Here is a 26,228-nt window from a genome sequence, read left to right as displayed (position 1 = left end):
ACGCGAGTGACCGGACCCGCGCCCGCTCGGCCGCGGCAGCCGCCGCCGAGGATTTCGACCCGCTACGAATACGTCCCTACGTATCGCTGCCGGACCCGGACACGGCCGCACCCGCACCCACACCCATGCCCGCACCGGCCCCCGCACTCGCCCCCGCCAGGGGCACCGGGGAAGACGCAGCCCCAGGCGCACACCCGGAGCGATCACACCCCACGCCCGAGCCCGAGCCCGAGCCCGATCCCGGGCCCGACCCCGACCCCGGGCCCGATCCCGCGATGCCCCGCAAGCCCTCCGCCCGCAACCGCCGCTACGCGATACTCGCCGGGGCCGGCGCCGCGGCCGCCCTCACGGCCGCCACCGTCTTCGCGATGGGGCTCCTCTCGTCGGCATCGGACAGGCCGACGAGGGACCGGGCGCTGCCGGGCGACCCGGTATCGGCGTACGCGGACCCGACGAAACCCGCGCCGCCCTCCGCGCAGCGGCCCACCTCCACCCCACGGGCACCCTCCGCCACGCCGAGCGTCGCGGAACCGCCTCCCTCGCCCACCCGCTCGGCGCCGTCGCCCTCCTCGTCCCCGTCGTCGCGTCCGCCCTCCACGGCGAGCGCGACGGGATCGGTCGGTCGGCCGTCGTCGTCACCGTCCCGCAGGGCGCCCGACGTGACGCTGCGGGAGGGGGACAAGGGGCCGCGCGTCGCTGAGCTGCAGGGCCGGCTCGCACAGCTCTATCTGTACGTGGGTGAGCGGGACGGCTCCTACACATCGCGCGTCACCGACGCGGTGGCCCGTTACCAGTGGGCCCGAGGCCTCACGGACGACGCTCAGGGCGTGTACGGCCGGGAAACCCGCCGCAGCCTGGAGTCGGAGACGTCGGAGCCCTGAAGCAGGCCCGTGGCAGGCCCGTGGCAGATCCGTCGCGGGCCCGTGGCAGATCCGTCGCGGGCCCGTCGCAGAGCAGCCGCGGGCCCGTCGCAGAGCAGCCGGAGATCAGTCGAAGATCAGCCGGGATCAGCCGGGATCAGCCGGGATCAGCCGCCGAAGGTGAGCCGGATCGACCCGTCCCCCGCGTCCGCGACGCCCACGCCCGTCAGGTCCTGGACATGCACCGTGGGGTCGAATTCGGCGGCCCGGGAGCCTACGCCCACGACCCGCATGCCGGCCGCGCGACCGGCGCGTATGCCTGCCTCGGAGTCCTCGAAGACCACGCAGTCCGCCGGTTCGAAACCGAGCGCCGCCGCTCCCTTGAGGAACCCCTCGGGGTCCGGCTTGCTCGCGCCGACGCTCTCCGCGGTCACCCGTACGTCGGGCAGCGCGAGCCCGGCCGCGGCCATCCGGCCGGTGGACAGGGGCACGTCGGCGGAGGTCACGAGCGCGTGCGGCAGGCCGAGGGAGGCCAGCGCGGCCATGAACGCGGGCGCGCCGGGCACGGGTACGACACCGTCCATGTCGGCGGTCTCCGCGGCGAGCATCTCGCGGTTCTCCGCGTAGTTCTCCTCCATGGGCCGCTCGGGGAGCAGCACCGCCATGGACGCGTAGCCCTGCCGGCCGTGGACGACCTTGATGACCTCGTCGAAGTCGAGCCCGTGCCGCGCGGACCAGCGTTGCCAGCAGCGCTCGACGACCGCGTCGGAGTTCACGAGGGTGCCGTCCATGTCGAGGAGAACGGCCCGGGCGGTCAGAACGGGTGCGACAAGGTCGGCGGTCGTTGCCGTCATCGGGAGTGCTCCAGAGCGCAGAGGCGGCGGAAGAATCAAGGCAGCCCCGCCCGCCGGTCAGGGAGTACGGGCGGAGCCACTTTGTTCCTGCACGGTACAAAACGCGGGCCACAAAAGCCAACGCCGCAGGTCAGACCGGTCAAGACCCCCAAAACAGACCAGCTGAGACCCGTAACAGATACCGCCCCCGATCGCCCCCCGAAGGGGCGCCCTCACGCAATGGCCTCGTACAGGCTCCATACGCCGAGCCCCAGCATCAGCAGCGCCGCGATCTTCGTGATGAGCGCCAGCGGCACCCGCTTCATCAGTGCCTTTCCGCCGACGATACCGAGACCCGCGACCGCCCAGAGCGCGAGCACCGCGCCGAGGCCGACGGAGAGGGGGTCGTCGTAGCGGGCTGCCAGGTTCGCGGTCATGATCTGCGTCAGATCGCCGAACTCGGCGACCAGGATCAGCATGAAGCCCGCCCCGGAGACCTTCCAGAAGCTCTGGTCCCCGGGCTGCCTGACCTCTTCCTCGTCGTCGCCGCCCTTGAGCAGCAGCATCGCCGCGCCGCCGAGGAAGAGGACGCCCGTCAGCGCGTGGACCAGCTGCTGCGGCAGCAGGGTCAGGACGCTGCCCGCCGCGACGGCGAGGACCACGTGGACGGCGAAGGCGGCCGCGACACCGGCGAAGACGTAGGAGGCGCGGTAGCGCGTGCCGAGGACGAGTCCGGCAAGCGCCGTCTTGTCCGGCAACTCGGCAAGGAAGACGACGCCGAAGACGAGCGCCGTCACGCTGATGCTGATCAAGGGTTCCTCAATCGGTCGGGGCTGCCCCACCGAGAGTGTTCCACCGTTTCGCGTACGACACCTCGGCACGGCAGCGCACACGGACGCACACGGATGTGGGCGTCCGGACGTACACGAATCGCGTACGCCGGGCACTGCTTGCCGAAGGTCTCGCTGGCCTGCCCCATGGGGCCTGCCTCCGGGCGCCGGCTCAGACGAGCTGAGCAGTATGTCGACGGTCCGGCGAAGAGCTACTCCCCTTCTGCGCCGCCCATCGTACGGGACGGCGCACGGCCCGCAACCAGGGCCTTTCGGTCCGCGCCGGAGTGATCCGGATCACGGAAATGCGCCGGAATGCAACTTCCGTCCCACCCAATGCACTTGACGCCACGCCAGAACCCTTGAAGTCGGCACCCCCTTGACGCGACCCTGTCACTAGACGCACATCCGCACGTAACCCCCGCACGCAACCATGACCGCCCCACCGGTCAACTGCCCCCCACACCAAGGGAGTTCGCATGTCCGCTGTCTACGCGCGTCGACACACCCGGCCCGCCTTCGCCGCCGCGGCCGTCGTCCTGGCCACCGCCGCCACCCTCTTCACCGGCACGCCCGCCCAGGCCGCTCCCCCGGCCCCGGTCAGCGCCGCCACGGCCCGCACCTACCTCGGCGAGCTCACCGTCAAGGCCGAGGGCTCCTCCGACGGCTACAGCCGCGACAAGTTCCCGCACTGGAGCACGCAGTCCGGCGCCTGCAACACCCGTGAGGTCGTCCTCAAGCGCGACGGCACGAACGTCGAGCAGGACTCCAGCTGCGCCGCCACCTCCGGCACCTGGAAGTCCCCCTACGACGGCGGCACCTGGACCGCCGCGTCCGACGTCGACATCGACCACGTCGTGCCGCTCTCCGAGGCGTGGAAGTCCGGCGCGAACGGCTGGACCACCGCGCAGCGCCAGGGCTTCGCCAACGACCTGTCCCAGCCCCAGCTGATCGCCGTCACGGACAACGTGAACCAGGCCAAGGGCGACCAGGACCCGGCGGAGTGGCTGCCGCCCACCACCTCGTACCACTGCTTCTACGCCCGGATGTGGGTGGACGTGAAGCACCACTACAAGCTGACGGTGAACACCGAGGAGAAGAGCGCCCTCTCCTCGATCCTCAGCGGCTGCTGATCACCGGCGGCCGGACGGGTCCGACGGGTTGACCCGGAACCGGCCCGCCCTCCTCCGTCGTTCCGTACCGTACGGGGCGACGGAGGAAGGTGATCACCTGTGGCACGGCTGCGCCTGGGTCCACTGCTGAGATACGTCGACGGTTCCACGGCGACCGTCTGGGTCGAGACCGACGGGCCCTGCACCGCCGAAGTGCGCTGCACGGACGGCGCGCGCGGCACGGCACGGACCTTCCAGGTCGCGGGCCACCACTACGCACTCGTCCCGGTCACCGGCCTGACCCCCGGCACGGAGACGGCGTACGAGGTGTGGCTCGGCGACAGCGCGCGGGCTCGGGCGGCCGTCTGGCCGCTGCCCGATTCGCCCTTTCCCGCGAGCACCATCCACACGCCGTCGGAGTCCGGCGAGGCGCACGCCGACGAGCTGCGCGTCACCTTCGGCTCCTGCCGGTGGGCCGCGCCGCCGTCCGGCGAGCACGACCCCGTGGGCCCCGACGCCCTGGACACCCTCGCCGCCCGCATCGCCGCCGACCCGGCCGCCGAGCGCCCGGACGTCCTGCTGCTCCTGGGCGACCAGGTGTACGCGGACCAGACCTCCAAGGCCACCCAGCGCTGGCTCGCCGCCCGCCGGGACCTGGCCGATCCCCCGGGCGCGCAGGTCGCGGACTACGAGGAGTACGCCCACCTCTACTACGAATCCTGGCTCGACCCGGAGGTCCGCTGGCTCCTGTCGACCGTCCCCAGCTGCATGATCTTCGACGACCACGACGTCATCGACGACTGGAACACCAGTGCGGCCTGGCTCGCCGAGATGCGGACCACTCCCTGGTGGCGCGAGCGCATCCTGAGCGGCCTGATGTCGTACTGGGTGCACCAGCACCTCGGCAACCTCCGCCCCGAGGAGCTGGCACACGACGACGTCTACGCCTCCGTGTGCGCCACCCCGGACGGCACGGACGCGCTGCGCGCCTTCGCCGCCGCGGCCGACGCGGACGCGAAGAGCGCCCGCTGGAGCTACCGGCGGGACTTCGGCCGCGTACGCCTGCTGATGGTCGACACCCGCGCCGCCCGCGTCCTCGAAGAGGGCCGGCGCTCCATGCTCGACGCCGACGAGGCCGGCTGGCTGCGCGAACAGGCGCTCGCCGATCCGGGCGCGTACGACCACCTCCTCATCGGCACCTCCCTGCCCTGGCTCCTTCCCCACCTCATCCACGACGCCGAGGGGTGGAACGCCGCGCTGTGCCGCGGCGAGCGCGGCGAACGCTGGGCCCGCTTCGGCGAGAACCTGCGAAGACGCTCGGACCTGGAGCACTGGGCCGCCTTCCCCAGCTCGTTCGAAGCGCTCACGGCACTGATCACGCAGGCGGGTTCGGGCTCGCGGGCACCCGCGACGGTGTGCGTGCTCTCCGGAGACGTCCATCACGCCTACATCGCCGAGCCGAGCTGGCCGTCGGGCGACGGACCCGCCGCCCGGGTCCTCCAGCTGACCTGCTCGCCCGTCCACAACTCCATCCCGGCCTCGATCAGGCTCGGATTCCGCTTCGGGTGGAGCCGGGTGGGGCGCGCCCTCGGACGGCGCTTCGCGCGGCACGGCGGGGTGACGCAGGCGGGCATCGACTGGCGCAGGACGGGCGGGCCCTGGTTCGGCAACCAGCTCATGACGCTGACGCTGCGGGGCCGTTCGGCGCGGCTCCGGCTCGACCAGGCGCGGGCGGTGCGCGGCGGGGGCGTACGCCTGGAGACGGCGGAGGAGACGCGGCTTTCGTGAGGGTGGTCCGGTTCGCGTGAAGGCCGGCGGAAGCGGATCTTCCGTCAGGGGTTCGGCATTCGGGTCCCCGACGGCATGATGATGCGGACCGTCCGGTTCCAGCGTTCTCTATGCCCCGGGAGTCACGCTTTTGTCTGCACCTGTCCCCGCGCCGCTCCCACCCGCACCGCACCGGTCCGCACCGGCCGCGTCCACCCTCGCCCTGGTCGGCGCGGGCCCTCGCGGCACCAGCGTGTTCGAACGGCTCTGCGCGTCGGCGCCCGAACTGCTCGCACCCGGAGCGCGACTGACGGTCCATGTCGTCGACCCCGCCCCGCCGGGCGCGGGCCGCGTCTGGCGCACGGCACAGCCCGCCGGGCTCCTGATGAACACCGTCGCGTCCCAGGTGACCCTCTTCACGGACGACAGCGTCGACTGCTCGGGGCCGATACGGCCGGGGCCGAGCCTGTACGAATGGGCGGCCGCCGGGCACGAACCGGGGCTCGGGCCCGACGACTATCCGACCCGTGCCTGTTACGGCCGCTACCTGGAGTGGGTCTTCACCGAAGCGGTCCGTGGCGCCCCCGACGCGGTCCGGGTCCAGGTCCACGCGGCGCGCGCGGTGCGCCTGGCCGAGACGGCCGACGGACTGCAGACCCTCGTACTGGACAACGGCCGCGAACTGTCCGGCCTCTCGGCCGTCGTGCTCGCGCAGGGCCATGTGCCGACGGACGGCGAACCGGAGCAGCGGCGCCTGGCGGACCACGCGCGGCGGCACGGCCTGCGCCACTTCCCGCCCGCCAACCCCGCCGACCTGGACCTGTCCGCCATCGCCCCCGGCGAGCGGGTGCTGCTGCGCGGGCTCGGCCTCAACTTCTTCGACCACATGGCGCTGCTGACCGACGGCCGCGGCGGCCGGTACGTGCGGACGCCCGGCGGCGCGCTGCGCTACGAACCCTCGGGCCACGAGCCGCGGCTGTACGCGGGATCGCGACGCGGCGTCCCGTACCAGGCGCGCGGTGACAACGCGAAGGGGCCGTACGGGCGGCACGAGCCCGCCGTCCTGACCGCCGACGTCGTGGCCCGCTTCCGCAAGCGCGCCGACAGCGGTGACGCCCCCGACTTCCTCGACGAGATATGGCCGTTGATCGCGAAGGAGGTGGAGACGGTCTATTACGCGGCGCTGCTCGCGGGCCACAGCGGCGGCCCGGCGGAGGCGAGTGACTTCCGGGGGCGGTTTCTCGCCACCGGTCACCGGAGCCCGCAGGAGGCGCGCGTGCTGGACGCGTTCGGCGTCGCGGAGGCCGACCGCTGGTCCTGGGACCGGCTCTCCAGGCCGCATCCCGACCGCCCCTTCACCTCGCCGCGCGCCCACCGCTCCTGGCTCCTCGACCGGTTGCGCGAAGACGCCGCGCAGGCGGCTCTCGGCAATGTCGCGGGCCCGCTGAAGGCCGCGCTCGACGTGCTCCGCGACCTGCGCAACGAGCTGCGCGGCATCGTCGACCACGGGGGCCTGTCCGGCACCTCGCGCCGCGACCACCTCGACCGCTGGTACACGCCCCTCAACGCCTTCCTGTCCATCGGCCCGCCGCGCCGGCGCATCGAGGAGATGGCGGCGCTGATCGAGGCGGGGGTCCTGGAGGTGCTGGGCCCGCGGCTGACCGTGCGGCCCGTGGGCGGGGCGTTCCTCGCCCACTCCCCCGACGTACCGGACTCCGCCGTTCGGGTCACCACGCTGATCGAGGCCCGGCTGCCCGAGCCGGACCTGCGCCGCACCGGTGACGCGCTGCTCGGACAGCTGATGGCGGATGGCCTGTGCCGGCCCCATGTGGTCGACGGCTACGAAACCGGAGGCCTGGACGTGACACCGCGCCCCTATCACCTGATAGACCGTCAAGGTCGTTCCCACGTCCGCAGGTTCGCGTTCGGAGTGCCCACGGAAGGGGTTCATTGGGTGACCGCCGCCGGTGCCAGGCCCGGCGTCGACTCGGTCACGCTGTCGGACGCGGACGCGGTGGCGCGGGCCGCGCTGCGCACGGCGGCCGGAGCCGATGAGTCACCTCGCGAGCCCCGGGCGGAGCCGAAGCGGAATCTCCGACTGACCGAATGTTGAACTTGCAAGTACTAATTAGGTTCGCCTAATCTTGGGCCTCCGCTCGGTTACCGTCCCCAAACCGAAGGAGTCCCCCACCATGACTGGACGTCTCAACAGCGCTCAGCCCTATGCCCTGGGCCTGTTCCGCATCGTGATCGGTCTGCTCTTCGCCTGCCACGGAGCGGCCTCGCTCTTCGGCGTCCTCGGCGGCGCGGCGGACGGCGGCACGATCGACGCCGGCACCTGGCCCGGCTGGTATGCGGCCGTCATCCAGCTCGTCGGCGGCGCACTGGTCCTGCTGGGCCTCGGCACCCGTGCCGCCGCGTTCGTCTCGTCCGGCTCGATGGCCTACGCCTACTTCAAGGTCCACCAGCCCGAGGCCCTGTGGCCCATGGAGAACGGCGGCGAGGCCGCGGCGATCTTCTGCTGGGCGATGCTGCTTCTCGTCTTCACCGGGTCCGGCGCGTTCGGCCTGGACCGGTTCTTCGCCTCGCGGGGCGGGAACGGGGCCGACGAGGAGAACGAGGGCTCGAAGCGCGCGCCGGTCGCGGCCTGACCGCCTGACCGCCCCCGCCGGACCCCGCTTGCCCCACGTGGCACGCCTTCGCGGCGCCCTCTGCCTCGCACATTCCGTACGTACATTCCGTACGTACGGTCCGTACGAGGCAGAGGGCGCCGTCGTCCGTCCACGTGGTGTCAGCCTTGGTACGCCGCATCAAGGGAGGCAGCCGGGTGAACGTGACGTAGGGAACATCTAAACCCCCCGTGGACCTCACACCCCACACGCGGCGTACGCTGTACAGCTGTCACCAGGCCGCCCCTGCCGTTCTCCGCGACACAGCGGCACCGCGCTGCCGATCGGGGAGTAACGGGGAGTTACGGTGCTTGAGAGTGTGGGGGCGTTGACCGGCAGTCCGTGGATTTACGCGGTCGTGGCCCTGTCCGTCCTGTTCGACGTTTTCGTGCCCGTGCTGCCCAGCGGCGTACTCGTCATCATGTCGGCGACGGCGGCCGCCGCGACGGGCACCGGGGCGGGGCAGGTGCCGCACAACGTCCCCGACATCCTGGTCCTCACCCTCTGCGCGGCCACCGCGTCCGTACTCGGCGACATGGTCGCCTTCCGCCTGGCCTGGCGCGGCGGCGAACGCCTCGACCGCGCCATCGCCCGCTCCCGCCGCCTGACCAGCGCCCAGGAACGGCTCGGTACGGCGCTCGCCCGCGGCGGCGGCGTCCTCGTCGTCATCGCGCGCTTCGCGCCCGCGGGCCGCTCGATCGTCTCCCTCGGCGCAGGCGCGGCCCACCGCAGGCTCCGCGAGTTCCTCCCGTGGTCAGCCCTGGCCGGCCTGGCCTGGGCCGGCTACAGCGTCGCCCTCGGCTACTTCGGCGGCCAGTGGCTGGGCGCGACGTGGCTCGCCACGGGCGTCTCCCTCCTCGCCCTCTTCGCGGCAGGCGCGGGCGCCGCCTTCCTGGTCCGGCGACCGGGCCCGGGGACGGCGGAGGCGTAACGCGGGGCGCGGGACGCGGGCGGCGGCTCGGCCTCGCGGCGCGTTCCTGACGCGGGGGCTGGGGGCGGCTACGACGCGCACGCCTGTCACGACGCGCGCGCCTGTTTACGACGCGCGCGCTCCGCGTACCTCCAGGTCGGCAAGAAGCTCCGACGTCGCCTCCGTCACGGCGGCCACGGCACGGTCGAACACCTCGCGGTTGTGCGCGGCCGGGGCACGGAAGCCGGAGACCTTGCGCACGTACTGGAGCGCGGCGGCCCGGATCTCCTCCTCGGTGGCCTCTTCCGGGATGGCGGGCGGACGCAGCGTCTTGATGCTTCGGCACATGCTTCCAGCTTGCCACCGCCCTATGACAGGAGTCCGCCCCATGAGAGGAGTCGGCGGTCGGCCGGATCACTCGCACACGTAATTCGAACAGGAGTACCATTACGGCGTGCCTGCCACCCCAGCCCATGACTTCCCGAGCGACCTCCTCGCCGGCCAGGAGGAACTGCACCAGGTCCGCTCCGCGCTCCTGGCTCTACTCAAACGCCTGCCCTGGTCGGTCGAGCCGCTCGACGGCTTCAGCGACACGGGCGGCTGGCGCAGAACGGAACGCCCCGCCTCTCCCGGCTGGACCCCGGACGAGCAGGCCGAAGTCGAGAAACTCCGGGAGAGGGAGCGGGAGTTGGCGGTCTTCGTGACCTGCCATCGCTACTGGGAGCAGGTCTCGGGTCCGGAGGTCGTGGCCGCACGGGCCCGCCTCAAGCACGTCCACGAGACGCCGGACGACTCCGCCCCCTCAAGCCATTGACACGCGCTGACGGCGGGCGTTGACTCCCTACCAGCCGCGCACTAGAGCCCCCTTCGAGCCACGGAGGTGCAGCCATGAATGTCTTGATAGTCATCGCGATTTTGGCCCTCTTCGGCCTGGGCTTCAGCCAACCACTGCTGTGGCTGGCCGCGGCGGCCCTCGCCTTCTACCTGGTCCGCTTCTACGAGGGCGGCTCGGACTCCAAGAGCAGCGGTTCCGGGAGCGGCAGCAGTGGCGCGAGCGGCGGCGGAGGCAGCGGAGGAGGGGGAGGCGGCGCAGGAGGCGGCGGCTACCCCAAGACCTACCGCGACTACCGCATCCGCAAGGAACGCCAGGAACGCTGGGACCGCCGGTACCGCAGGACACACCCCGGTTCCGGCCGCTGAGGCCCCCGCCGGAACGGCCGAAGAACGCACAGCGCCACAGATGACAGCGCCACACAGCGCCACACGGAACAGACCGCGAGCCGGTCGAAGGCCCCCCGCCGAATGGGGCGGGGGGCCTTCGACCGGACTGCCGACCGGCGCCTGAAGCGTGCGGCGACGGAGACGGCGTCAGCGGTGGTGTCAGTGGCGCGGGCCCTGCTTCCGGTCGCGCCAGTCGTCGCCCTTCGCCCCGCGCTCGCCCTTGGCGCGGTCGTACTCGATCTGCTCCTTGCGCACCTTGTCGGAGACCTCCTGGGTCTCGGTGACCTTCTCGGTCTCCAGGCGCACACGCTCGACCGGCACCGCCTCCTTGCGCACCACCGGCTTCTCGGCGTGCAGGGTCACCTCGGTCTCGGCCTCGCCGATCCTGGAGCGCGTGCCGTCGCCCTCACGGATGGGCTCGCGGACCACGCGTACCTCCTCGTGCGAGACGGGCACGGACGTCGTCACGTCTTCGGTGACGACCACCTTGCGCAGCCGGGCCTGCCCGACCACTTCCTCTTCCGTCCCGACGCGCAGCCGCTCCTCGGAGCGCACCATTTCGTCGGACTTCTCGTCGTGCCCCGTCCTGGCACGGCTGGCGAACTCGCGCGAACCGCCCGCACCCGCACCCGCCATGTCCCTGCGATCGCCCATGCCCGCGGCCGGTGCGGTACGGCCCTGGCCGCCGCCCGCCGTGCCGGGCCGGGTGAGTCCGTAGTGGGCGTAGAGCTCGTGCTCCTGGCCCGGTTCGATGTGCTGGTCGGCGTCGATACGGGGAGCGTCCTTGACGGCCTCCTTCGTCGTCGCCACGTGGAGCTGATCCTCCTGACGACGGGCGCCGGCCAGCGGGACGAAGCTCTGCTTCATACCGAAGAGACCGGTCTTGACCGTGATCCACTCGGGGCGGCCACTGCGGTCGTCGAGATAGACCTGCTCGACACTGCCGATCTTCTCGCCGGTCCGGTCGTAGGCCGTCAGGCCCGCGAGCCCGTCGGGGTTGGTGAAGGCCTCGCCCTGCGTCATGGGTGATCACTCCCTTGGAGCGCGCGACAGGCGAAACTCGACTCTCGCCTCGGAGGACGCACGCCTCCCCTACATCGCGCGCCGTACAGCGCCGCACCGCAACCAGGAAAGTCACGCACGGTGTGCGGAAAGGCCCCCGAAAGCCGTTCGACGGCACCCCTGCGGCGATCGGACCGTTCTGGCCCCTCACCCACCGATTAGCCCATTCGAGTTACCCCGTACCCCGCAAACCCCCACATGGAAGAGGCCCCCCGGCCGATGACGGCTGGGGGGCCACGAGCAGGACTGCACCTGCTGCTTCAACCCGGTGGGCGCGGACGGTTTCGAACCGCCGACATCCTCCTTGTAAGGGAGGCGCTCTACCCCTGAGCTACGCGCCCGGGACGAGTGGACAGCCTACCTTGCCGCAGGCAGTGCCCCGCAAACCCCTTCTTGTCGTCGTGCAGCGCTTCTCGGCGGCGGGCAGTGCTGCCGTCGTACGGCCGGGGGTTAACCCCACCCCGGAAACGGTGGCCGCCCGGATCCTCCCTGCCCGGGTCACTCCGTAAAGTCTGGGCGGGAACACAAGATCACCTCAGGGGGAGCCCGTCATGACCGTCCGCACCCGTCGGCGCCCGCGCGCCGCCCGCGCACTCGCCGCCGTCGGCGGGACCACGGCCGTCGTCCTGCTCCTCGGCGCGTGCGGGGCCGACGCCGACACCGACACGGAGCCGGAGCACCGGACGTTCGCGCTGGCTGGCAAGAAGCTGACCGTCGACTCCAGTGACACCACGCTCGAACTGGTCCCCGCCGACGGCGACGCCGAGGGCGTGAAGGTGACCCGGTGGTTCGACGGGGAGACCATGCTCGGTGGCGACCCCAAGGTGACGTGGAAGATGGACGGGGACCGGCTCACGCTCGGCATGTCGTGCTCCGGAGTCATCGCCAACTGTTCGGCCAAGCACCGCGTCGAGGTGCCGCGCGGGGTCCAGGTGACCGTCGAGAACCAGGACGGCCGGGTGACCGCGAGCGGGTTCCGCGACGCGCTGAAGATACGTACGAAGGACGGCTCCGTCACCGTCAGAAACACCGGCGCACCGCTCGACCTGCGCAGCTCCGACGGCTCGGTCACCGTCGACGGCGCCGACGGGCCCCTCGACGTGCACAGCTCCGACGGCTCCGTCACCGCACGCGGCATCACGTCCCGGCAGGTGGCCGTCGACTCCAGGGACGGGGCCGTACGGCTGGAGCTGACCGCCGTGCCCGACCGTGTCGACGCCCGGAGCAAGGACGGCTCCGTCGACATAGCGGTGCCCGGCGAGAAGGACGGGAAGGACGGGAAGGACGGGAAGAAGGTTGCGTACGACGTGAAGACCGAGACCGCCGACGGCTCCGTCGACGTGTCCGTGCCGCGCGACGACAAAAGCCCCCACCACCTCTCCGTCCGCAGCGCCGACGGACAAGTCACTGTGCGCAGCGCGAACTAACCGGCCCGTGTATTCGTCCTTAACCGGTGGGAGAATGTGACACCGGGCAGGGCGGATGACAGCACGGGAGAGGGATAGTGACGGCGACACCTTCGCAGCCGTACACACCGGACAGAACCGAGGCCGAGAGCACCACAGCAGCAGCGACAGCAGCGACAGCAGCGACAGCAGGGAGCATCTCGGCCTCGGCGGTGGCAGGGGGCGCTGCGGGCACGGCTCGCATGCCGCGGGGAACGGTCCGCCGCCCTCGGCCCCGGCTGCCCCGGCTCCGCGGGAGCGCGCGCCGCGGCGGCCCCGTCCGTGACGTCCTCACCCTGGTCACCGCCCTCACCCTCTCCCTGCCGCTGCTCGCCGCCACCGCGCCGGCCGCGTTCGCGGGCGGCGGCACCCGCCGGTGGTTCGGCGGCCGCGGCGAGAGCCAGCGCGCCGAGGCGCAGGCCGCGAAGGACGCCGCCGCCGCGGCCTTCTACGAACTGGACACCGCCCAGCGGGATCTGCGCATCTCCATAGAGACGATCGTGGCCGTCGACTCCTCGCCCGCCGCCCAGCGCGCCGTCTCGGACTTCGAGGCGATCGGGCGGCGCATCGACGAGGTCAGCCACCAGTACATCAGCGCCGTGGACGCCCACGACCTCGACCGGGACGACCTGGAGTCCTCCGTCGCGGCCCGCGCCAGGACCGAGCTCACCGCCGCCAGGACCGAGCTCGGCAAGGCCAAGCAGGACCTGGACCGCTTCCAGCAGGGCCTCGGACCGCTGCTCGACAAGGCGGAGACCCAGCTGGCGCGGCTCGCCCCCGCGGTGGAGCGCGCCCGCCAGACCCTGCTCGCCGCGAGCAACGCCCTCGACGAGGTGCGCGCGGCCGGGCTCAAGGCGGACGACCTCGCCGCCCGCCTGGCCGCCCTCGGCCCCGAGCTGACCAAGCTCAACCAGGGCGCGGGCCGGCACGGCGTGCCGGAGACGCTGCAGCGTGCCGACCGGGTCCTGCGCGACGCCGAGGCCGTGCGCGCCGAGGCCGAGCGGCTGCCCGAGCGGGCCGCCGAGATCGACCGGCGGCTCGTGTCGCTGCGCACCCGCGCACAGGCGCTGACCACCCGCAGCGGTCAGGTCGACCCGGTCCTGAGCGAGCTGCGGCGCCGGTTCTCCGCCGCCTGCTGGCAGGACCTGCAGCACGTCCCCGACCAGGCCGCGGAGAACGTGCGGCAGGCCGAGGCCAAGCTGGAGGAGGCGCGGCGGGCCCGCGAGGAGCAGCGCTGGCCGGACGCCACCGCACGGCTCTCCACGGCCCGCGCGCTCCTGAACACCACGGACGAGGCGGTCTCGGCGGCCGGCGACCGCCTCCAGCGGCTGAACGCGGTGGCGAAGGACCCGCAGCAGGAGATCGAGCGCACCCGCTTCGCGATCCGGGACGCGCAACGCCTCGCGATGGCGGGCCGCCAGACCCCCGAGCCGCGTCACGCACGCCCGCTGGACGACTCCGTGGCCCGCCTGGACCGCGCGGTGGCGTCCCTCGAAGGCCGCCATCCCGACTACTGGCACTTCCTGACCGAGACCGAGGCGGTCCGCACGACCGTGGCGCGCGTGGTCGCGCAGATACGGGAGGAGCGGGGTCAAGGAGCCTGAGCCGAGCCGAGGGGCCTGAGCCTGGCCAAGGGGTCTGAGCCTGGCCAAGGGGTCTGAGCCTGGCCAAGGGGCCTGAAGAGACCCGCCACCCCGGTCGGGGCGGCTTAAACAGCTGTGCGAATGTGGGGACATGCTCGACTTCCCCACGGCTCTCCGGGCGCGGCGCCTCGTCGCCATCGTGCGCGGCACCGACCCGGACGCCTCCTTCCGTACGGTCATGACGCTCGTGGAGTCCGGCGTCCCCCTCGTCGAGGTCTCCCTCAGCGGCGCCGACGCCCTGGGCGTGCTGCGCCGCGCTCGGGCCGAACTGGGCGCGGACGCCTGGCTCGGCGCGGGCACCGTCCTCACCGCGGACGACGCACGCGCGGCCGCCGACGCGGGCGCCAACCTCATCGTCACGCCGGGGCTCGGCGCGGGCGTCGACGAGGCGGTGCGCCTAGGGCTCCCGGTGCTCGGCGGCGTCCTCACGCCCACCGACGTGATCGCGGCCGAGGCGGCGGGCGTGACGGCGCTGAAGATCTTCCCCGCGTCGGCGATGGGCGGCCCCACGTACCTCAAGGCGCTCCGCGCACCCTTCCCCGACACGGACTTCGTGCCGGTCGGCGGCGTGGACGCGGTGGCGGCCGAGGCGTATCTGTCGTTCGGCGCGGTCGCGGTGGGCGTCGGCTCCCCGCTGATCGGCGACGCGGCGGACGGCGGCGACCTGGGCGCGCTGCGCGCACGGGCGGCGGAGTTCGTGGAGGTCACCGCGGCGGTGGGCCGATGAGCGCGGCACCGGCGGGCTGCGACGTCCTCACCCTCGGCGAGACCATGGTCGCCCTGCGCGGCAGCGGCCCCCTCAAGCTGGGCGGCTCCATGGACGTGTCGATCGCGGGCGCCGAGAGCAACGTCGCCATCGGCCTGGCCCGGCTCGGCCACACCGTCCGCTGGGCGGGCGCGGTCGGCGACGACGAGGCCGGCGAACTGGTCCTGCGGACCCTGCGCGCGGAGGGCGTCGACGTCACCTCGGCCACCCGTGACCCGGAGGCGCCGACGGGTCTGCTCCTCTTCGAGCCGCGGCTGCCGGACGTGACACGCGTGCACTACTACCGTGCCGGTTCGGCGGGTTCACGGCTCGCCCCGGAGGCGGTCGAGGCGGCCTTCACCGCGGCGCCGCCCCCTCGCGTCCTGCATCTGACCGGCATCACCCCGGCACTCGGCCCGTCGGCGGCCGAGGCGTGCCGGCGCGCCCTGCGTCTCGCCCGCGAGCACGGCACCCAGGTCTGCCTGGACGTGAACTTCCGCTCCCGGCTGTGGAGTTCGGAGCGTGCTGCGGCAGAGCTGCGCGACTGGATTCCCTACGTCGACGTCCTCATCGCCTCCGACGACGAACTGCCCCTGTGCCTGGACGCGGCCTCGGAGAGGTCCGCCGCCGGCCTCCTCATGGACCGGGGCGTCCGTGAGGTCGTGGTCAAGCTGGGCGCCGACGGCGCCACGGCCCACACCGCCGAGGGCGAACTCCACTCCCCCGCACGCGAGGTGCGGGCCGTGGACGCGGTGGGCGCGGGCGACGCGTTCGTGGCCGGGTACCTGTCGGCGCTGCTCGACGGCACGGACGTGGCGGGCCGCCTGGACCGTGCGGTCACCACCGGCGCGTTCGCGGTGGCGACTCACGGCGACTGGGAAGGCGCACCGACGCGGACGGAGCTGGAACTCCTGAGCGCGGGCCGGGGGACGGTGGTCCGCTAGGGAAAGCGCCCGTCAGGGCGCTTTCAGGGGCGCGGGAACTGCTTCAGGGGCGCGGGAACTGCTTCAGGGGCGCGGGGAACTGCTTCAGGGGCGCGGGGAACTGCGCGCCCAGCCGCACCCGCCCCGCAGACAAACCTCACCCCGCCCGCCCCAACGGCGCACTCAGCCGCAGCAACCCCCACCACAACAACCGCCGCCGCCACCGCCACCAGCACCACCGGCCGGCGCGGCGGCCGAACCGCCGACGGCGACGGTCGACAGCAGCTTCACCGTGTCCTCGTGCCCGCCGGGGCACACCGCGGGGTCGGCCGACTCGGCCATGGGTCGGCTCAGCTCGAAGGTCTCACCACAGGACCGGCACCGGTATTCGTATCGAGGCATGGCCCCAGGTTATCGGGGTCCCACCGCCCCGAGGAACGCCCTGGCGATCTCCTCGCCCGCCGCGATCCCGCGCTCGGCAAGCACGGTGAGACCCGGCGCGAGGAAGCCCGTGTCGGCGAGCTCGCCGTGCCCGGGCCGCCAGGAGCGGTCCGCCGCGAGCAGCAGGTCGGCGTCGAGCAGCGAGTCCCCCGCCGCGAGGATCTCCGTCGCGCCGGCCCGCCGCGCGACCTCCCGCACGGCCGCGCTCTTGGTGAGCGGTTTCGGTACGGCGTAGAGCTTGCGGCCCTGCAGCGAGACGGTCCAGCCGCGCTCCTCCGCCCAGACGGCGAGCTCCTTCACCCACTCGTCGGGCAGCAGCGCGCGCTCGACGACGAGATACGCGAAGAGGTCCTCGGCGACGCGCTCCTTGAGCAGCCAGGCCGGGTCGGCGGTACGCACGAGGTGGGCGCGGACCTCGTCGAGCGACGCGCACTCGGCGGCGAGGCGGCGGGCGACCGTCGCCCGCCAGTCGGGGTCGGAGACACCGTCGACGAGCAGGTGCCCGCCGTTGGCGCAGACCGCGAACTTCGGTGCGGGGCCCGGGAGATGGATGCGACCGTACTGTTCGCGGGTCCGGGTCGTGGTCGGCACGAAGACCGCGGTGCGGGCCAGCTCGTCGAGGAGCTGGGCGGCGGTCTCGGTGACGTACGACAGCGGCTTGCCCTCGTACACCTCGACGCAGAGCAGGCGCGGCGCCTCGGCGTCGGGCATGCCCAGGCCGAGCGCGGCCGTGGAGTAGATGAGGGTGCGGTCGAGGTCACTGGCGACGATCCTGGTCACTGGGAGACCACCGCCTCGCCGTCCAGACCCGTGGCGACCGCGTTGCCGTCCGTGCCGGCGGCAACCGCCTTGCCGTCCGCGCCCGTCGCGCCGCGCGTGTACTTGGGGTGGATCAACCCGACGCAGGTGTACGGGAGTTCACCGACCTCCTCGACGGGCACGCCCCTCTGCTCGGCGAGCAGGCGTACGTGGTCGAGGTCCGCCCCGGCGCCCGCGCGGGCCAGGATCTTCCAGGGGACACGGCGCAGCAGCACACGGGTCGTCTCGCCGACGCCCGGCTTGACGAGGTTCACGTCGTGGATGCCGTACTCCTCGCTGATCCGCTCCACGGCGGCCCAGCCTTCCCAGGTCGGCGCCCTGTCGGCGGACAGCGCCTCCTTGACCTGCGCGTCCACCGCGTCGCCGACCTCCGCGAAACGACCCGCGATCGCGTCGACGAAGTCGTTGGACACGTCGGCGTCCGCGAGTTCGCGGTAGAACTTCGCGCCGTGGAAGTCGTCCGGGCCGACGAGGTCGGCGCGGAGCACGGTGCGCGAGATCAGGCCGGACACCGTGGAGTTGAGGCAGGCGGAGGGGATGAGGAAGTCCTCGCGGGTGCCGTAGGTGCCGACGCACGAGCCGGGGTCGGCGAGCACGGCGATCTCCGGGCTGAACCCGGCGGGGCCACCCGACTCCTCGAATTCCCGTACCGCGTCGGCCAGTTCACGGGTGATGGCACCCTTGCCGGTCCAGCCGTCGACGAAGACGACGTCGGCCGGATCGTGGTGGGCGGCGAGCCAGCGCAGCGCGTTCGCGTCGATGCCGCGGCCGCGGACGATCGACACGGCGTAGTGCGGCAGGTCGAGGCCGTGCCGGTGCGCTGCCCAGCGGCGCATCAGGACGCCGACGGGGGTGCCCGCACGGGCCAGCGAGACGAGGACCGGACGCGGGGACCTCTCGGCGAGGACGGTCTCGGTGACGGTGCCGACGGCCTGCGCGATGCGGGCGGCGGACGTGTCGAGCGCGGCGCGGAACAGCTCCTGGTAGCGCTCGCTCGGCTGGTACTCGACGGGCAGCGACTCGGCGTAGTGCGCGCCACCGCTCTGTATCGCCTCCTCGCGCTCCTCCGTGGGCGCTTCGAGCGTGACGTCCGAGAGGTCCTGGAGCAGCCAGCCGACGTCTTCGGGCGCGTATGAGGAGAAGGCGGGGCCGCGGAGGGGCTCGGGGAGCATGGAGGGCCTTTCGGGGACGTACGACGGGACGACGGCCAGCAGGACGCTCCCGGTGTGCGCGGACAGCTGCGCCAACAGACCGTCCGGGGCGTGCAGTTGCGGGGTGTCGGCGACCGAGTCGACGACCGCGACGACCGCGTCGAATCCGCCGCCCGCGACGTTGTACGCGTACCGCGTCCCGGGGCCGTCGGCGGGGTCGTCGTGCGCGGGGAAGGCGAGGCGGGTGCGTATCGCGTAGCCGGGGTCGTCCACGGCGAGCACGGGCGAGCGGGTCGTGGTGGAGAACCGCACCTCGGCGCCGGTCCTGCGCTCCAGCTCCACGGCGAGCGCGAGCGGCGCGTACATCAGCTCCTCGAAGCCGAGGACGAGCACGCGGCGCGCGGCGTCGGGCAGGGCCTTCTCGATCGCGGCAGCCATGTCCGGCAGCGCCGCGTCCAGGGCGGTCCGGTGCGCGGGCGTGAACCCGTGGCGTCCGCCGTCGGGCACGCCCGCGGGCCAGTCGAGCCCGACGCGCGTGACAGCGGCGCGCTCCTCGCGGGGCCGCGGGCCGGCGGGCGCCTCCTCGACGCGCGGCTCGTACGCGGCGACCAGCGCCTGCCCCTTCTCCAGGACGCCGTCGGGCAGCCTTACCGTGCCGGACGCCATGGCTATGAGGTCGACGCGGGCGCCCAGCTCGCGGGCGAGGTCGGCGAGCCGTCCCCGGTCCTCGGGCGAGCGCATGTCGACGAGCGCCACGATGACGTACCGCTCGCGCGGGAAGCGCTCGTGCAGGGCGCGGACGGTGTTGAGGACGGTGTTGCCGGTGGAGAACTCGTCGTCGACGAGGACCAGCGGCCCTTCCCCGGCGAGGAGCCGGGGGTCCTCGGGCAGCAGCAGGTGCGAGGTGGCGTGGGAGTGGGACTCCTCGAAGCCGCCCGCGCGCTCGACGCCATCGACGGGGCGGCGGGTCGAGTGCAGGTAGGGGGCGAGGGCGACGCCGTCGGCGACCGCGTGGCCGAGGCCGGTCGCGGTCTCCGCGTACCCGAGGACGACGGCGCGGCGGGCCTCGTCGTCGCCGAGCAGGTCCCGCACCCGGACGCCGAGGTCGTGCCCGGCCGCGTACACGACCGAGGGGCGCTGGGGGACGTGCTTGCCCAGGACGTTCGACACCAGGAGGTGCGCCCGCTTGGGGTTGCGGCGCAGAGCGAGGCCGAGCAGGCCGGGCAGCGACGCGTCGCCGTCGAGTCCGACCCCGAGCCGCTCGGCGACCCAGGTCCCCGACCACACGGGTGTCCCGCCCGTCTCCGGTGTCGCGTCTTCAGTCACGTACGTCATGCCCCTTACGTTCATCGGTCTTGCGTTATCGGTCTTGCGTTCATCAGCCGGGGATTCCGGCGGTGAGCAGTTCCACGAAGCCGATGTCCTCCTTGGCCACGCCGAAGACCTCGGCGCGCCGCAGGGTCCGCTCGGCCCAGGCGCGGTGCGGCTTCACCTCGTTCATCTTGTTCGTGTACGAGGAGCGCAGCACCCCGCCGCCGCCCCGCTCGGGACGCAGGATGTCCTCGGCGTCGCTGAACTCCTCGTGGCTGACCACGGAGAGGGCGTGCACGGGCAGCACGTGCGAGGGGTGGATGCAGGTCTTGCCGAGCAGGCCGTTGGCCCGGTCGAGTTCGATCTCGCGGAGCAGGCCGTCCATGTCGTGCTCGATGAGGGCCTGGCGCAGTTCGTCGGCCCGTCCCTCAAGGAAGGGACTGCGGCGCAGCTGCGGCTTGAACATGCGCTCCTGGACGCGGAAGTACTCCCACACGGGTCCGGTCACGGTGAAGCCCGTGCCGTCGGCCCTGCCGAGCACGTTCACCACGTCGGCGATGACGGAGGCGACGATCTGCACGTCGTACGCGGTCATGTCCGGCGGCCTGCGCAGCCCGTACGCCGAGCAGAAGTCGGTGACGCCGAGGCGCAGCGCGAGGACCCGGTCGCGGTACTTGTCGACGGTGCGGGCTATTCCGGCGAGGGTCTCGGCGCGGCTCTCCAGGTGGAGCAGCTCGGGCGACTCCAGGACGGGCATGGCGAAGAGCTTCCGCGCCGGGCCCGCCGGACCCGCCGGACCCCCCGAACCCGCCGGACCCGCCGGCCCCTCGGACAGCTGCGCCTCCGCGGCCGCCACCGCCTCCAGGAACGGAACGCCCCGCTCCTCGGTGAACTTGGGCAGTACGAATCCGGACAACAGCCGGACGCTCGTCCCGAGCCTGCGGACGAGGTCGGTTATCTGCCCGGCGGCGCGGACCCGGATGAAGAGCAGGGGCGGTTCCGCGCCCCGCTCCGCCAGGTCGGCGAACTGCCGGACCAGGTTCTCCTCCGCGTCGGCGACCTCCGCGTCGTCGATGGAGTCCTCCAGGCAGATCACCATGGAGACCACGCCTCGCCCGGCCTGCTTCAGGATGTCGTCCGCGAGGCGGGGGCGGGTGGCCGGGCTGTAGAGCGTGGCGCCCAGGGCGGGCGCGAGCAGGTGGGGCGGGGAGTCCGCGGTGAAGGCACACGGCTCCCGGTGGAAGAGGCGCTGACGCACCTCTGGGGCGATGTGCCCGAAATGACGCATGTGATTCCCCTGCTATCGCCTGTTTCGTCGACGTGACCGTTCTGATGTGGCCGGTAATAGTACGTAGAGACGGGTGCCGGGGGTTCCCTCCGGGCATGAACTTCAGGTAACTCGGCCATGTCACACATGCTCACCACACAACCGTCGCACGCTCGCAGCACCCGCAGGTCAGGAGCCTGGCGACGCGGCCGGGACCTCGGGCCCCCCGCGTTGTCCCACCCGTGCGGGGGAAGGCAGGATGACCGCATGACGCACGCGATGTTGAAGGGGTCGAACGTCCCCCTCGAAGCCTCGGCCGTCCGCGCCGTGCTGCGCTGGGCCCCCGGACAGGGCGTCCCCGATGTCGACGCGTCGGCGCTGCTGCTCGGCGGCGACGGCCGGGTGCGCTCCGACGAGGACTTCGTCTTCTACAACCAGCCCCGCCACCCCGCGGGCCAGGTCTGGCGGCTCGGCAAGAAGCGGGTCGCCGAGGGCCTGACCGACACGATCCAGACGGATCTGGCGGGGATGGACCCGGCCGTGCACCGGGTGCTCCTGGCCGCGTCGGCGGAAGGCGTCCCCTTCGAGCACGTGCCCGCGCTGCGCATCCTCCTGTACGACGCCGCGGTCGCCGAGAGCGAACCGCTCGCCTACTTCGACATCACTCCGCAGACCGGCGAGGAGACGGCGCTGATCTGCGGCGAGCTCTACCGCCGCGGTGAGGGCTGGAAGTTCCGCGCGCTCGGCGAGGGCTACTCCAACGGCCTCGAGGGGCTCGCGTCCGACTTCGGGATCTCCGTGGACGACTCGGATTCCGCGGCTCCGGAGCCCTCGCCCTCGGCTTCCTTCCCGCTGCCGCCCCAGCAGCCCGCGCCGCAGCACCCCCAGTCGGCCGCCACCCAGCAGCCCCTCGCCCAGCCGGCCCCTCAGTCGCCCCCGCAGCCGTCGTACGGCTACCCGCCCGAGCCGCCCCGCCACCCGGCGCCCCAGCCCGCGTACGGCTATCCTCCGGCGGCGGTCACCCAGCCCGCCCCGGTCGTGCCGCCGGCCCCCGTCGCCCAGCCGTCGTACGGCTATCCGCAGCCGGTGACCCCGATGCCGGACCCGAACTTCCGGCTGCCGCCGCAGGGACCGCAGTTCCTGCCCCGGTGAGGGGCCGTCCGGGGCCGGCGGGCGCACGGGCTCAGCCCACCTTGGTCTTGTAGCCCCGGCCCCACTGCAGGCCCCAGCCGTACAGCCGGTCGAGCTCGGCCTGGAAGCCGTAGACGAACTTCACCTCGCGGCGCACGATCAGCTCGTCCTTCACGTTCTCGACGGAGAACACCGCGCACGAGCGGGCCTGCGGCTGCCGCTCGTCCAGGTCGATCTCGATCCGCGGGCCGTTGCTGGGGTAGAGCGTGACCTTCGCGTGCGTACGGTCGAAGGCGGGCGTCTGGTCGTAGATGTACGCGAAGACCAGGAGCCGCTTGATGGACTCGCGGTGGTCGAGGTTGACGTAGATCGTCTCTCCGGACGGCGAGCCGAACCGGTCGTCGCCGCTGAGCTTCACGAACGGCGGGCCGTTGAGGTCCCCGAAGAAGCTCCCGAGGGGCTGTACGACGCCCTTGGTGCCGTCCATCAGCTCGTACAGGCAGCCGATGTCCAGGTCGACGTTGACCACGCCCTGCGTGTGCGCCTGCACGACGTCGGGCTGGAACAGCTTGAAGGGGTGCCGCAACAGGCCGCCGCTCCGGCGCGGCTTGCCCATGAAGTCGGACGTACGCATCTGCCAGGACAGGTTGACGCGCAGGTTGCCGGTGGCCGCGCCCTGTTTGGAGAGCGAGACCGTCGGATGCCGTTTGGTCAGCTCGATGGAGTTGCTGGCGGCGCTGCCCGACTCGAAGTCCATCGAACGCCCACGCCACAGACCGTCCCAGAAGGACATTCCGCCCCCAAGTGCCCTTGTGTCGCGTACGAATACCGACGGGGCGGCCATGAGGACATCTCCTCGACGGCCGCCCCGCACAGAGCGTTCCTCACCCCGGCCGTCGTCACACTCCGGAAACCGGAATCGGACAGCTCGGCGAGGGAATCAGTCAGTCCGAGACATCAGGGGTCTCAGACATCAGCGTTCTCAGACCCCTGACGAGACCTCGGTCTTGTCACCGCTCGCGTTCCCCTCGGCTGCCGCCAGCCGCCGGTTGCGCACCACGGACGAGAAGAAGGATCCGGCGATCAGCAGGACGCCGACGGACCCGGTGATGATCTCGTGGATCTCGTACTGGATGGTGATCAGGAGGATCGCGGCGAGGGCGCCGATCGCGTAGTGCGCGCCGTGCTCCAGGTAGACGTAGTCGTCGAGGGTGCCCTGGCGGACCAGGTAGACGGTGAGGGACCGCACGTACATGGCGCCGATGCCGAGGCCGAGCGCCATCAGCACGATGTCGTTGGTGATGGCGAAGGCGCCGATGACTCCGTCGAAGGAGAAGGACGCGTCCAGGACCTCGAGGTAGAGGAACATGAAGAAGGCCGCCTTGCCCGCCATCACGACGGCAGGAACCTTCTTGCCGGCCCGCTTGGCCTCTTCCTCGGCCTCGTGCTCGCGCTCCTCCTCTTCCTCCAGCTTGCTCTCGAAGTAGCCGGAGAGGCCGCCGACGACGAGATACGTGATCAGACCCGCGATACCGGAGATGAGGACTGTCTGCGCCTTGTCCACATGTGCTCCACCGTGCTGGTGGGCCTGGGTGGCGAAGGTCATCGCGGTGGCCAGGAGCACGATGAGCGCGATGCAGACCGACAGCATGTCGACCTTGCCGAGCTTGGCGAGCGGGCGCTCGATCCAGCCGAGCCACTTGATGTCACGGTCCTCGAAGATGAAGTCGAGGAAGATCATCAACAGGAACATGCCACCGAAGGCGGCGATCGACGGGTGCGCGTCGGTCACCAGCTGCTGGTACTTGTCCTTGTCGTCGAGCGCGAGCCGTACCGCCTCGATCGGACCGATCTTGGCGCTGATGGCGACGATCACGACCGGGAAGACCAGGCGCATGCCGAAGACCGCGATCAGGACGCCGATGGTGAGGAAGATCTTCTGCCAGAAGGCATTCATCTTCTTCAGGATTCCGGCGTTGACCACCGCGTTGTCGAAGGACACGGAGATCTCGAGGATGGACAGGATCGCCACGACGCTGAATCCGGTCCACCCCCCGTAGAACACCGCGGCGACCAGGCCGAGCGCGGTCACCGCGAACGACCAGCCGAAGGTTTTCAGAATCACTGGTTACCCAATCGTGTGTGTACGGGCTCCCGTGTAGCGGTCTCCCCCGCGCCGGTCCCCTGCTTTACGAAACGTTGACCCCGAAGTCTAGAGCGATACCACGCAGGCCCGACGCGTACCCCTGTCCGACCGCACGGAACTTCCACTCTCCCCCGTACCTGTACACCTCACCGAAGATCATCGCGGTCTCCGTGGAGGCGTCCTCGCTGAGGTCGTAGCGCGCGAGTTCCTGGCCGTCCGCCTGGTTCACGACGCGGATGAACGCGTTGCTGACCTGGCCGAACGTCTGCCCCCTGTTGTCGGCGTCATGGATCGAGACGGGAAAAATGATCTTGTCGCAGTTGACCGGCACCTTGGAGAGGTCGATCAGGAGCGACTCGTCGTCGCCGTCGCCCTCACCGGTGAGGTTGTCACCGGTGTGCTCGACGGAGCCGTCGGGACTCTTCAGGTTGTTGTAGAAGACGAACCACTCGTCGCCGAGGACCTTGCCCGCGTTGCACAGCAGGGCGCTGGCGTCGAGGTCGAAGGGGGCGCCGGTGGTGGAGCGCGCGTCCCAGCCGAGGCCCACGAGGACCTGGGTGAGATCGGGTGCGGCCTTGGAGAGGGAGACATTGCCTCCCTTGGCGAGCGTGACGCCCATGGTGATGGTCCTCCCCGAGGTGACGAGAGCCGCGCGCCCGGGGTGACGGGCGCACGAGGTGGCTGAGCACGTCCGGCGCCGCACCCGTGCGTGTGCGGCGCCGGACGGATGACGCGAGGTCCTGCTCGGCTCAGACGTTGACGCCGAAGTCCTGCGCGATGCCGCGCAGGCCCGAGGCATAGCCCTGGCCGACCGCGCGGAACTTCCACTCGGCACCGTGGCGGTACAGCTCGCCGAAGACCATGGCGGTCTCCGTCGAGGCGTCCTCGGAGAGGTCGTACCGCGCGATCTCGGCGCCGCCCGCCTGGTTCACGACGCGGATGAACGCGTTGCGGACCTGGCCGAACGACTGCTGGCGGTTCTCGGCGTCGTAGATCGAGACCGGGAAGACGATCTTCTCGACGTCGGCGGGAACAGCGGCCAGGTCGACCTTGATCGCCTCGTCGTCGCCCTCGCCCTCACCGGTGGTGTTGTCACCGGTGTGCTCGACGGAGCCGTCGGGGCTCTTCAGGTTGTTGAAGAACACGAAGTTCTGGTCGCTGGTGACCTTGCCCTCCGCGTTCGTCAGGATCGCGCTGGCGTCGAGGTCGAAGTCCGTACCGGTGGTGGTGCGGACGTCCCAGCCGAGGCCGACCAGAACCGCGGTCAGGCCCGGCGCCTCCTTGCTCAGCGATACGTTGCCGCCCTTGCTGAGGCTGACTCCCACGAGTCCTCCCAATTGGTGTCCAGGGGCGGGGAGCCCCAAGCGTTGCGTTGCCATCGGATCAACGTGTGGATCCTAGTGACCGGTTCCCGGCCGCGAGCGAAAACGGGGCTGGCTCAGAGCGTTTCGAGAGCCTTGACGTACTCGTTCAGGTCACGGGCGTCGGGCAGGTCGTTGACGACACTCCAGCGCACCACGCCCTCCTTGTCGATGATGAAGGTGCCGCGCACCGCGCAGCCCTTCTCCTCGTCGAAGACGCCGTACGCGCGCGACACCTCGCCGTGCGGCCAGAAGTCGGAGACCAGCGGGTACTCCAGGCCCTCCTGCTCGGCGAAGACGCGCAGCGTGTGGATGGAGTCGTTGGAGACGGCGAGCAGCTGGGTGTCGTCGTTGACGAACTTCGGCAGCTCGTCGCGGAGGGCGCAGAGCTCGCCGGTGCAGACGCCGGTGAACGCGAACGGGTAGAAGAGCAGCACCACGTTCTTCTCGCCGCGGAAGTCCGAGAGCTTCACGGTCCGGCCGTGGTTGTCCTTCAGCTCGAATTCCGGGGCCTTGGTGCCGGTCGCGATTCCAGCGAGCGCCATGAGTACGCATCCCTTCGACGGGGTCCCCAAGTGGGG

At 71.7% G+C, this 26,228-nt stretch carries 27 protein-coding genes and 1 tRNA gene; 13 read left to right on the top strand and 15 right to left on the bottom strand.

What is annotated here, in order from left to right:
* Positions 1-307: 307 nt before the first annotated feature.
* Positions 308-682, bottom strand: coding sequence for a hypothetical protein (locus AB0N81_RS06120; protein ID WP_365356096.1), 375 nt, complete (start codon positions 680-682; stop codon positions 308-310).
* Here AB0N81_RS06120 and AB0N81_RS06115 point away from each other — a divergent pair.
* On the top strand, positions 660-881 hold the full coding sequence (locus tag AB0N81_RS06115) for a peptidoglycan-binding domain-containing protein (protein ID WP_365356094.1): 222 nt from the start codon (positions 660-662) through the stop codon (positions 879-881). The two genes, AB0N81_RS06120 and AB0N81_RS06115, sit on opposite strands and share 23 nt — an antisense overlap.
* 146 nt (positions 882-1,027) lie before the next feature.
* On the opposite strand, the gene AB0N81_RS06110 is transcribed toward AB0N81_RS06115, so the two are convergent.
* The gene (locus AB0N81_RS06110; RefSeq protein ID WP_365356092.1) at positions 1,028-1,714 is read right to left on the bottom strand and encodes an HAD-IA family hydrolase; all 687 of its coding nucleotides are present in this window, start codon (positions 1,712-1,714) and stop codon (positions 1,028-1,030) included.
* Between the two features lie 212 nt (positions 1,715-1,926).
* A complete protein-coding gene (locus AB0N81_RS06105) occupies positions 1,927-2,505 on the bottom strand; it encodes a TMEM165/GDT1 family protein (RefSeq protein ID WP_365356091.1) in 579 nt (192 codons plus the stop codon).
* A gap of 497 nt (positions 2,506-3,002) precedes the next feature.
* Here AB0N81_RS06105 and AB0N81_RS06100 point away from each other — a divergent pair, with 497 nt between their 5' ends.
* The 5 genes from AB0N81_RS06100 to AB0N81_RS06080 all read left to right on the top strand — a co-directional run bounded on the left by AB0N81_RS06100 (position 3,003) and on the right by AB0N81_RS06080 (position 9,002).
* Entirely contained in the window at positions 3,003-3,656 is a 654-nt protein-coding gene (locus AB0N81_RS06100) for an HNH endonuclease family protein (RefSeq protein ID WP_365356090.1), read from the top strand.
* A 99-nt stretch (positions 3,657-3,755) separates the two neighbouring features.
* Complete coding sequence (locus AB0N81_RS06095; RefSeq protein ID WP_365356088.1) at positions 3,756-5,423, top strand: alkaline phosphatase D family protein; 1,668 nt, start codon at positions 3,756-3,758, stop codon at positions 5,421-5,423.
* A gap of 202 nt (positions 5,424-5,625) precedes the next feature.
* Entirely contained in the window at positions 5,626-7,515 is a 1,890-nt protein-coding gene (locus AB0N81_RS06090; protein WP_365356381.1) for an FAD/NAD(P)-binding protein, read from the top strand.
* 79 nt (positions 7,516-7,594) lie between these two features.
* The gene (locus AB0N81_RS06085) at positions 7,595-8,053 is read left to right on the top strand and encodes a DoxX family protein (RefSeq protein WP_365356086.1); all 459 of its coding nucleotides are present in this window, start codon (positions 7,595-7,597) and stop codon (positions 8,051-8,053) included.
* A gap of 325 nt (positions 8,054-8,378) precedes the next feature.
* The gene (locus AB0N81_RS06080; RefSeq protein WP_365356084.1) at positions 8,379-9,002 is read left to right on the top strand and encodes a VTT domain-containing protein; all 624 of its coding nucleotides are present in this window, start codon (positions 8,379-8,381) and stop codon (positions 9,000-9,002) included.
* A 105-nt stretch (positions 9,003-9,107) separates the two neighbouring features.
* On the opposite strand, the gene AB0N81_RS06075 is transcribed toward AB0N81_RS06080, so the two are convergent.
* Complete coding sequence (locus AB0N81_RS06075) at positions 9,108-9,329, bottom strand: DUF2277 domain-containing protein (RefSeq protein ID WP_365356083.1); 222 nt, start codon at positions 9,327-9,329, stop codon at positions 9,108-9,110.
* A gap of 106 nt (positions 9,330-9,435) precedes the next feature.
* Between AB0N81_RS06075 and AB0N81_RS06070 the strand changes: the two genes are divergently transcribed.
* Both AB0N81_RS06070 and AB0N81_RS06065 read left to right on the top strand, forming a co-directional pair.
* Positions 9,436-9,795, top strand: a complete 360-nt coding sequence (locus AB0N81_RS06070; RefSeq protein ID WP_365356082.1) for a hypothetical protein — start codon at positions 9,436-9,438, stop codon at positions 9,793-9,795.
* Positions 9,796-9,869: 74 nt separating this feature from the next.
* Positions 9,870-10,181, top strand: a complete 312-nt coding sequence (locus tag AB0N81_RS06065) for a hypothetical protein (protein ID WP_365356081.1) — start codon at positions 9,870-9,872, stop codon at positions 10,179-10,181.
* Between the two features lie 180 nt (positions 10,182-10,361).
* Here AB0N81_RS06065 and AB0N81_RS06060 read toward each other — a convergent pair whose 3' ends face one another.
* Together AB0N81_RS06060 and AB0N81_RS06055 are read right to left on the bottom strand one after the other, a co-directional pair.
* On the bottom strand, positions 10,362-11,225 hold the full coding sequence (locus AB0N81_RS06060) for a PRC and DUF2382 domain-containing protein (protein WP_365356079.1): 864 nt from the start codon (positions 11,223-11,225) through the stop codon (positions 10,362-10,364).
* 308 nt (positions 11,226-11,533) lie between these two features.
* A tRNA-Val gene (locus tag AB0N81_RS06055) sits at positions 11,534-11,605 on the bottom strand.
* A 210-nt stretch (positions 11,606-11,815) separates the two neighbouring features.
* On the opposite strand from AB0N81_RS06055, the gene AB0N81_RS06050 reads away from it, so the two are divergent.
* The 4 genes from AB0N81_RS06050 to AB0N81_RS06035 all read left to right on the top strand — a co-directional run bounded on the left by AB0N81_RS06050 (position 11,816) and on the right by AB0N81_RS06035 (position 16,041).
* Entirely contained in the window at positions 11,816-12,691 is an 876-nt protein-coding gene (locus AB0N81_RS06050; protein ID WP_365356077.1) for a DUF4097 family beta strand repeat-containing protein, read from the top strand.
* A 221-nt stretch (positions 12,692-12,912) separates the two neighbouring features.
* Entirely contained in the window at positions 12,913-14,313 is a 1,401-nt protein-coding gene (locus tag AB0N81_RS06045; protein ID WP_365356076.1) for a hypothetical protein, read from the top strand.
* A 130-nt stretch (positions 14,314-14,443) separates the two neighbouring features.
* Positions 14,444-15,079: a bifunctional 4-hydroxy-2-oxoglutarate aldolase/2-dehydro-3-deoxy-phosphogluconate aldolase gene (locus AB0N81_RS06040; protein ID WP_365356074.1), complete on the top strand. Its 636-nt coding sequence runs from the start codon at positions 14,444-14,446 to the stop codon at positions 15,077-15,079.
* Positions 15,076-16,041, top strand: coding sequence for a sugar kinase (locus AB0N81_RS06035; protein WP_365356073.1), 966 nt, complete (start codon positions 15,076-15,078; stop codon positions 16,039-16,041). The genes AB0N81_RS06040 and AB0N81_RS06035 overlap by 4 nt, the downstream gene beginning before the upstream one ends.
* A 162-nt stretch (positions 16,042-16,203) precedes the next feature.
* Here AB0N81_RS06035 and AB0N81_RS06030 read toward each other — a convergent pair whose 3' ends face one another.
* Genes AB0N81_RS06030 through AB0N81_RS06015 form a run of 4 tightly spaced genes read right to left on the bottom strand, consistent with a single transcriptional unit; the run spans position 16,204 to position 21,030 of the window.
* Positions 16,204-16,422, bottom strand: coding sequence for a zinc ribbon domain-containing protein (locus AB0N81_RS06030; RefSeq protein WP_365356071.1), 219 nt, complete (start codon positions 16,420-16,422; stop codon positions 16,204-16,206).
* Positions 16,423-16,431: 9 nt separating this feature from the next.
* Positions 16,432-17,241, bottom strand: coding sequence for an HAD family hydrolase (locus AB0N81_RS06025; protein WP_365356070.1), 810 nt, complete (start codon positions 17,239-17,241; stop codon positions 16,432-16,434).
* Entirely contained in the window at positions 17,238-19,766 is a 2,529-nt protein-coding gene (locus AB0N81_RS06020; protein WP_365356068.1) for a phosphoribosyltransferase, read from the bottom strand. Before AB0N81_RS06020 ends, AB0N81_RS06025 begins: the two co-directional genes overlap by 4 nt.
* 43 nt (positions 19,767-19,809) lie before the next feature.
* Positions 19,810-21,030: an HpcH/HpaI aldolase/citrate lyase family protein gene (locus AB0N81_RS06015; RefSeq protein WP_365356066.1), complete on the bottom strand. Its 1,221-nt coding sequence runs from the start codon at positions 21,028-21,030 to the stop codon at positions 19,810-19,812.
* 246 nt (positions 21,031-21,276) lie between these two features.
* On the opposite strand from AB0N81_RS06015, the gene AB0N81_RS06010 reads away from it, so the two are divergent.
* Complete coding sequence (locus AB0N81_RS06010) at positions 21,277-22,161, top strand: TerD family protein (RefSeq protein ID WP_365356064.1); 885 nt, start codon at positions 21,277-21,279, stop codon at positions 22,159-22,161.
* Positions 22,162-22,192: 31 nt separating this feature from the next.
* Here AB0N81_RS06010 and AB0N81_RS06005 read toward each other — a convergent pair whose 3' ends face one another.
* From AB0N81_RS06005 to AB0N81_RS05985, 5 genes are all read right to left on the bottom strand, one after another.
* Entirely contained in the window at positions 22,193-22,933 is a 741-nt protein-coding gene (locus AB0N81_RS06005; protein WP_365356379.1) for a Tellurium resistance, read from the bottom strand.
* Positions 22,934-23,122: 189 nt separating this feature from the next.
* On the bottom strand, positions 23,123-24,265 hold the full coding sequence (locus AB0N81_RS06000; protein WP_365356062.1) for a DUF475 domain-containing protein: 1,143 nt from the start codon (positions 24,263-24,265) through the stop codon (positions 23,123-23,125).
* 64 nt (positions 24,266-24,329) lie between these two features.
* Positions 24,330-24,905, bottom strand: coding sequence for a TerD family protein (locus AB0N81_RS05995; protein ID WP_365356060.1), 576 nt, complete (start codon positions 24,903-24,905; stop codon positions 24,330-24,332).
* A gap of 130 nt (positions 24,906-25,035) precedes the next feature.
* Positions 25,036-25,611 (bottom strand): TerD family protein, encoded by a 576-nt coding sequence (locus AB0N81_RS05990; RefSeq protein WP_365356058.1) that lies wholly within the window; start codon positions 25,609-25,611, stop codon positions 25,036-25,038.
* A 113-nt stretch (positions 25,612-25,724) separates the two neighbouring features.
* Complete coding sequence (locus AB0N81_RS05985; RefSeq protein WP_230900485.1) at positions 25,725-26,192, bottom strand: peroxiredoxin; 468 nt, start codon at positions 26,190-26,192, stop codon at positions 25,725-25,727.
* Between the last annotated feature and the right edge of the window lie 36 nt (positions 26,193-26,228).

This window comes from Streptomyces sp. NPDC093510 (genome assembly GCF_040683555.1).
Classification (GTDB): Bacteria; Actinomycetota; Actinomycetes; order Streptomycetales; family Streptomycetaceae; genus Streptomyces.
This window is presented reverse-complemented; position numbering and strand designations above follow the sequence as displayed.

What these genes read in the sequence shown, in the direction of transcription:
- AB0N81_RS06110 (WP_365356092.1), bottom strand. Translation starts at nt 1,714, where the DNA reads ATGACGGCAACGACCGCCGACCTTGTCGCACCCGTTCTGACCGCCCGG.
- AB0N81_RS06100 (WP_365356090.1), top strand. Translation starts at nt 3,003, where the DNA reads ATGTCCGCTGTCTACGCGCGTCGACACACCCGGCCCGCCTTCGCCGCC.
- AB0N81_RS06085 (WP_365356086.1), top strand. Translation starts at nt 7,595, where the DNA reads ATGACTGGACGTCTCAACAGCGCTCAGCCCTATGCCCTGGGCCTGTTC.
- AB0N81_RS06075 (WP_365356083.1), bottom strand. Translation starts at nt 9,329, where the DNA reads ATGTGCCGAAGCATCAAGACGCTGCGTCCGCCCGCCATCCCGGAAGAG.
- AB0N81_RS06065 (WP_365356081.1), top strand. Translation starts at nt 9,870, where the DNA reads ATGAATGTCTTGATAGTCATCGCGATTTTGGCCCTCTTCGGCCTGGGC.
- AB0N81_RS06060 (WP_365356079.1), bottom strand. Translation starts at nt 11,225, where the DNA reads ATGACGCAGGGCGAGGCCTTCACCAACCCCGACGGGCTCGCGGGCCTG.
- AB0N81_RS06050 (WP_365356077.1), top strand. Translation starts at nt 11,816, where the DNA reads ATGACCGTCCGCACCCGTCGGCGCCCGCGCGCCGCCCGCGCACTCGCC.
- AB0N81_RS06045 (WP_365356076.1), top strand. Translation starts at nt 12,913, where the DNA reads ATGCCGCGGGGAACGGTCCGCCGCCCTCGGCCCCGGCTGCCCCGGCTC.
- AB0N81_RS06040 (WP_365356074.1), top strand. Translation starts at nt 14,444, where the DNA reads ATGCTCGACTTCCCCACGGCTCTCCGGGCGCGGCGCCTCGTCGCCATC.
- AB0N81_RS06035 (WP_365356073.1), top strand. Translation starts at nt 15,076, where the DNA reads ATGAGCGCGGCACCGGCGGGCTGCGACGTCCTCACCCTCGGCGAGACC.
- AB0N81_RS06030 (WP_365356071.1), bottom strand. Translation starts at nt 16,422, where the DNA reads ATGCCTCGATACGAATACCGGTGCCGGTCCTGTGGTGAGACCTTCGAG.
- AB0N81_RS06020 (WP_365356068.1), bottom strand. Translation starts at nt 19,766, where the DNA reads ATGACGTACGTGACTGAAGACGCGACACCGGAGACGGGCGGGACACCC.
- AB0N81_RS06015 (WP_365356066.1), bottom strand. Translation starts at nt 21,030, where the DNA reads ATGCGTCATTTCGGGCACATCGCCCCAGAGGTGCGTCAGCGCCTCTTC.
- AB0N81_RS06010 (WP_365356064.1), top strand. Translation starts at nt 21,277, where the DNA reads ATGACGCACGCGATGTTGAAGGGGTCGAACGTCCCCCTCGAAGCCTCG.
- AB0N81_RS06005 (WP_365356379.1), bottom strand. Translation starts at nt 22,933, where the DNA reads ATGTCCTTCTGGGACGGTCTGTGGCGTGGGCGTTCGATGGACTTCGAG.
- AB0N81_RS05995 (WP_365356060.1), bottom strand. Translation starts at nt 24,905, where the DNA reads ATGGGCGTCACGCTCGCCAAGGGAGGCAATGTCTCCCTCTCCAAGGCC.
- AB0N81_RS05985 (WP_230900485.1), bottom strand. Translation starts at nt 26,192, where the DNA reads ATGGCGCTCGCTGGAATCGCGACCGGCACCAAGGCCCCGGAATTCGAG.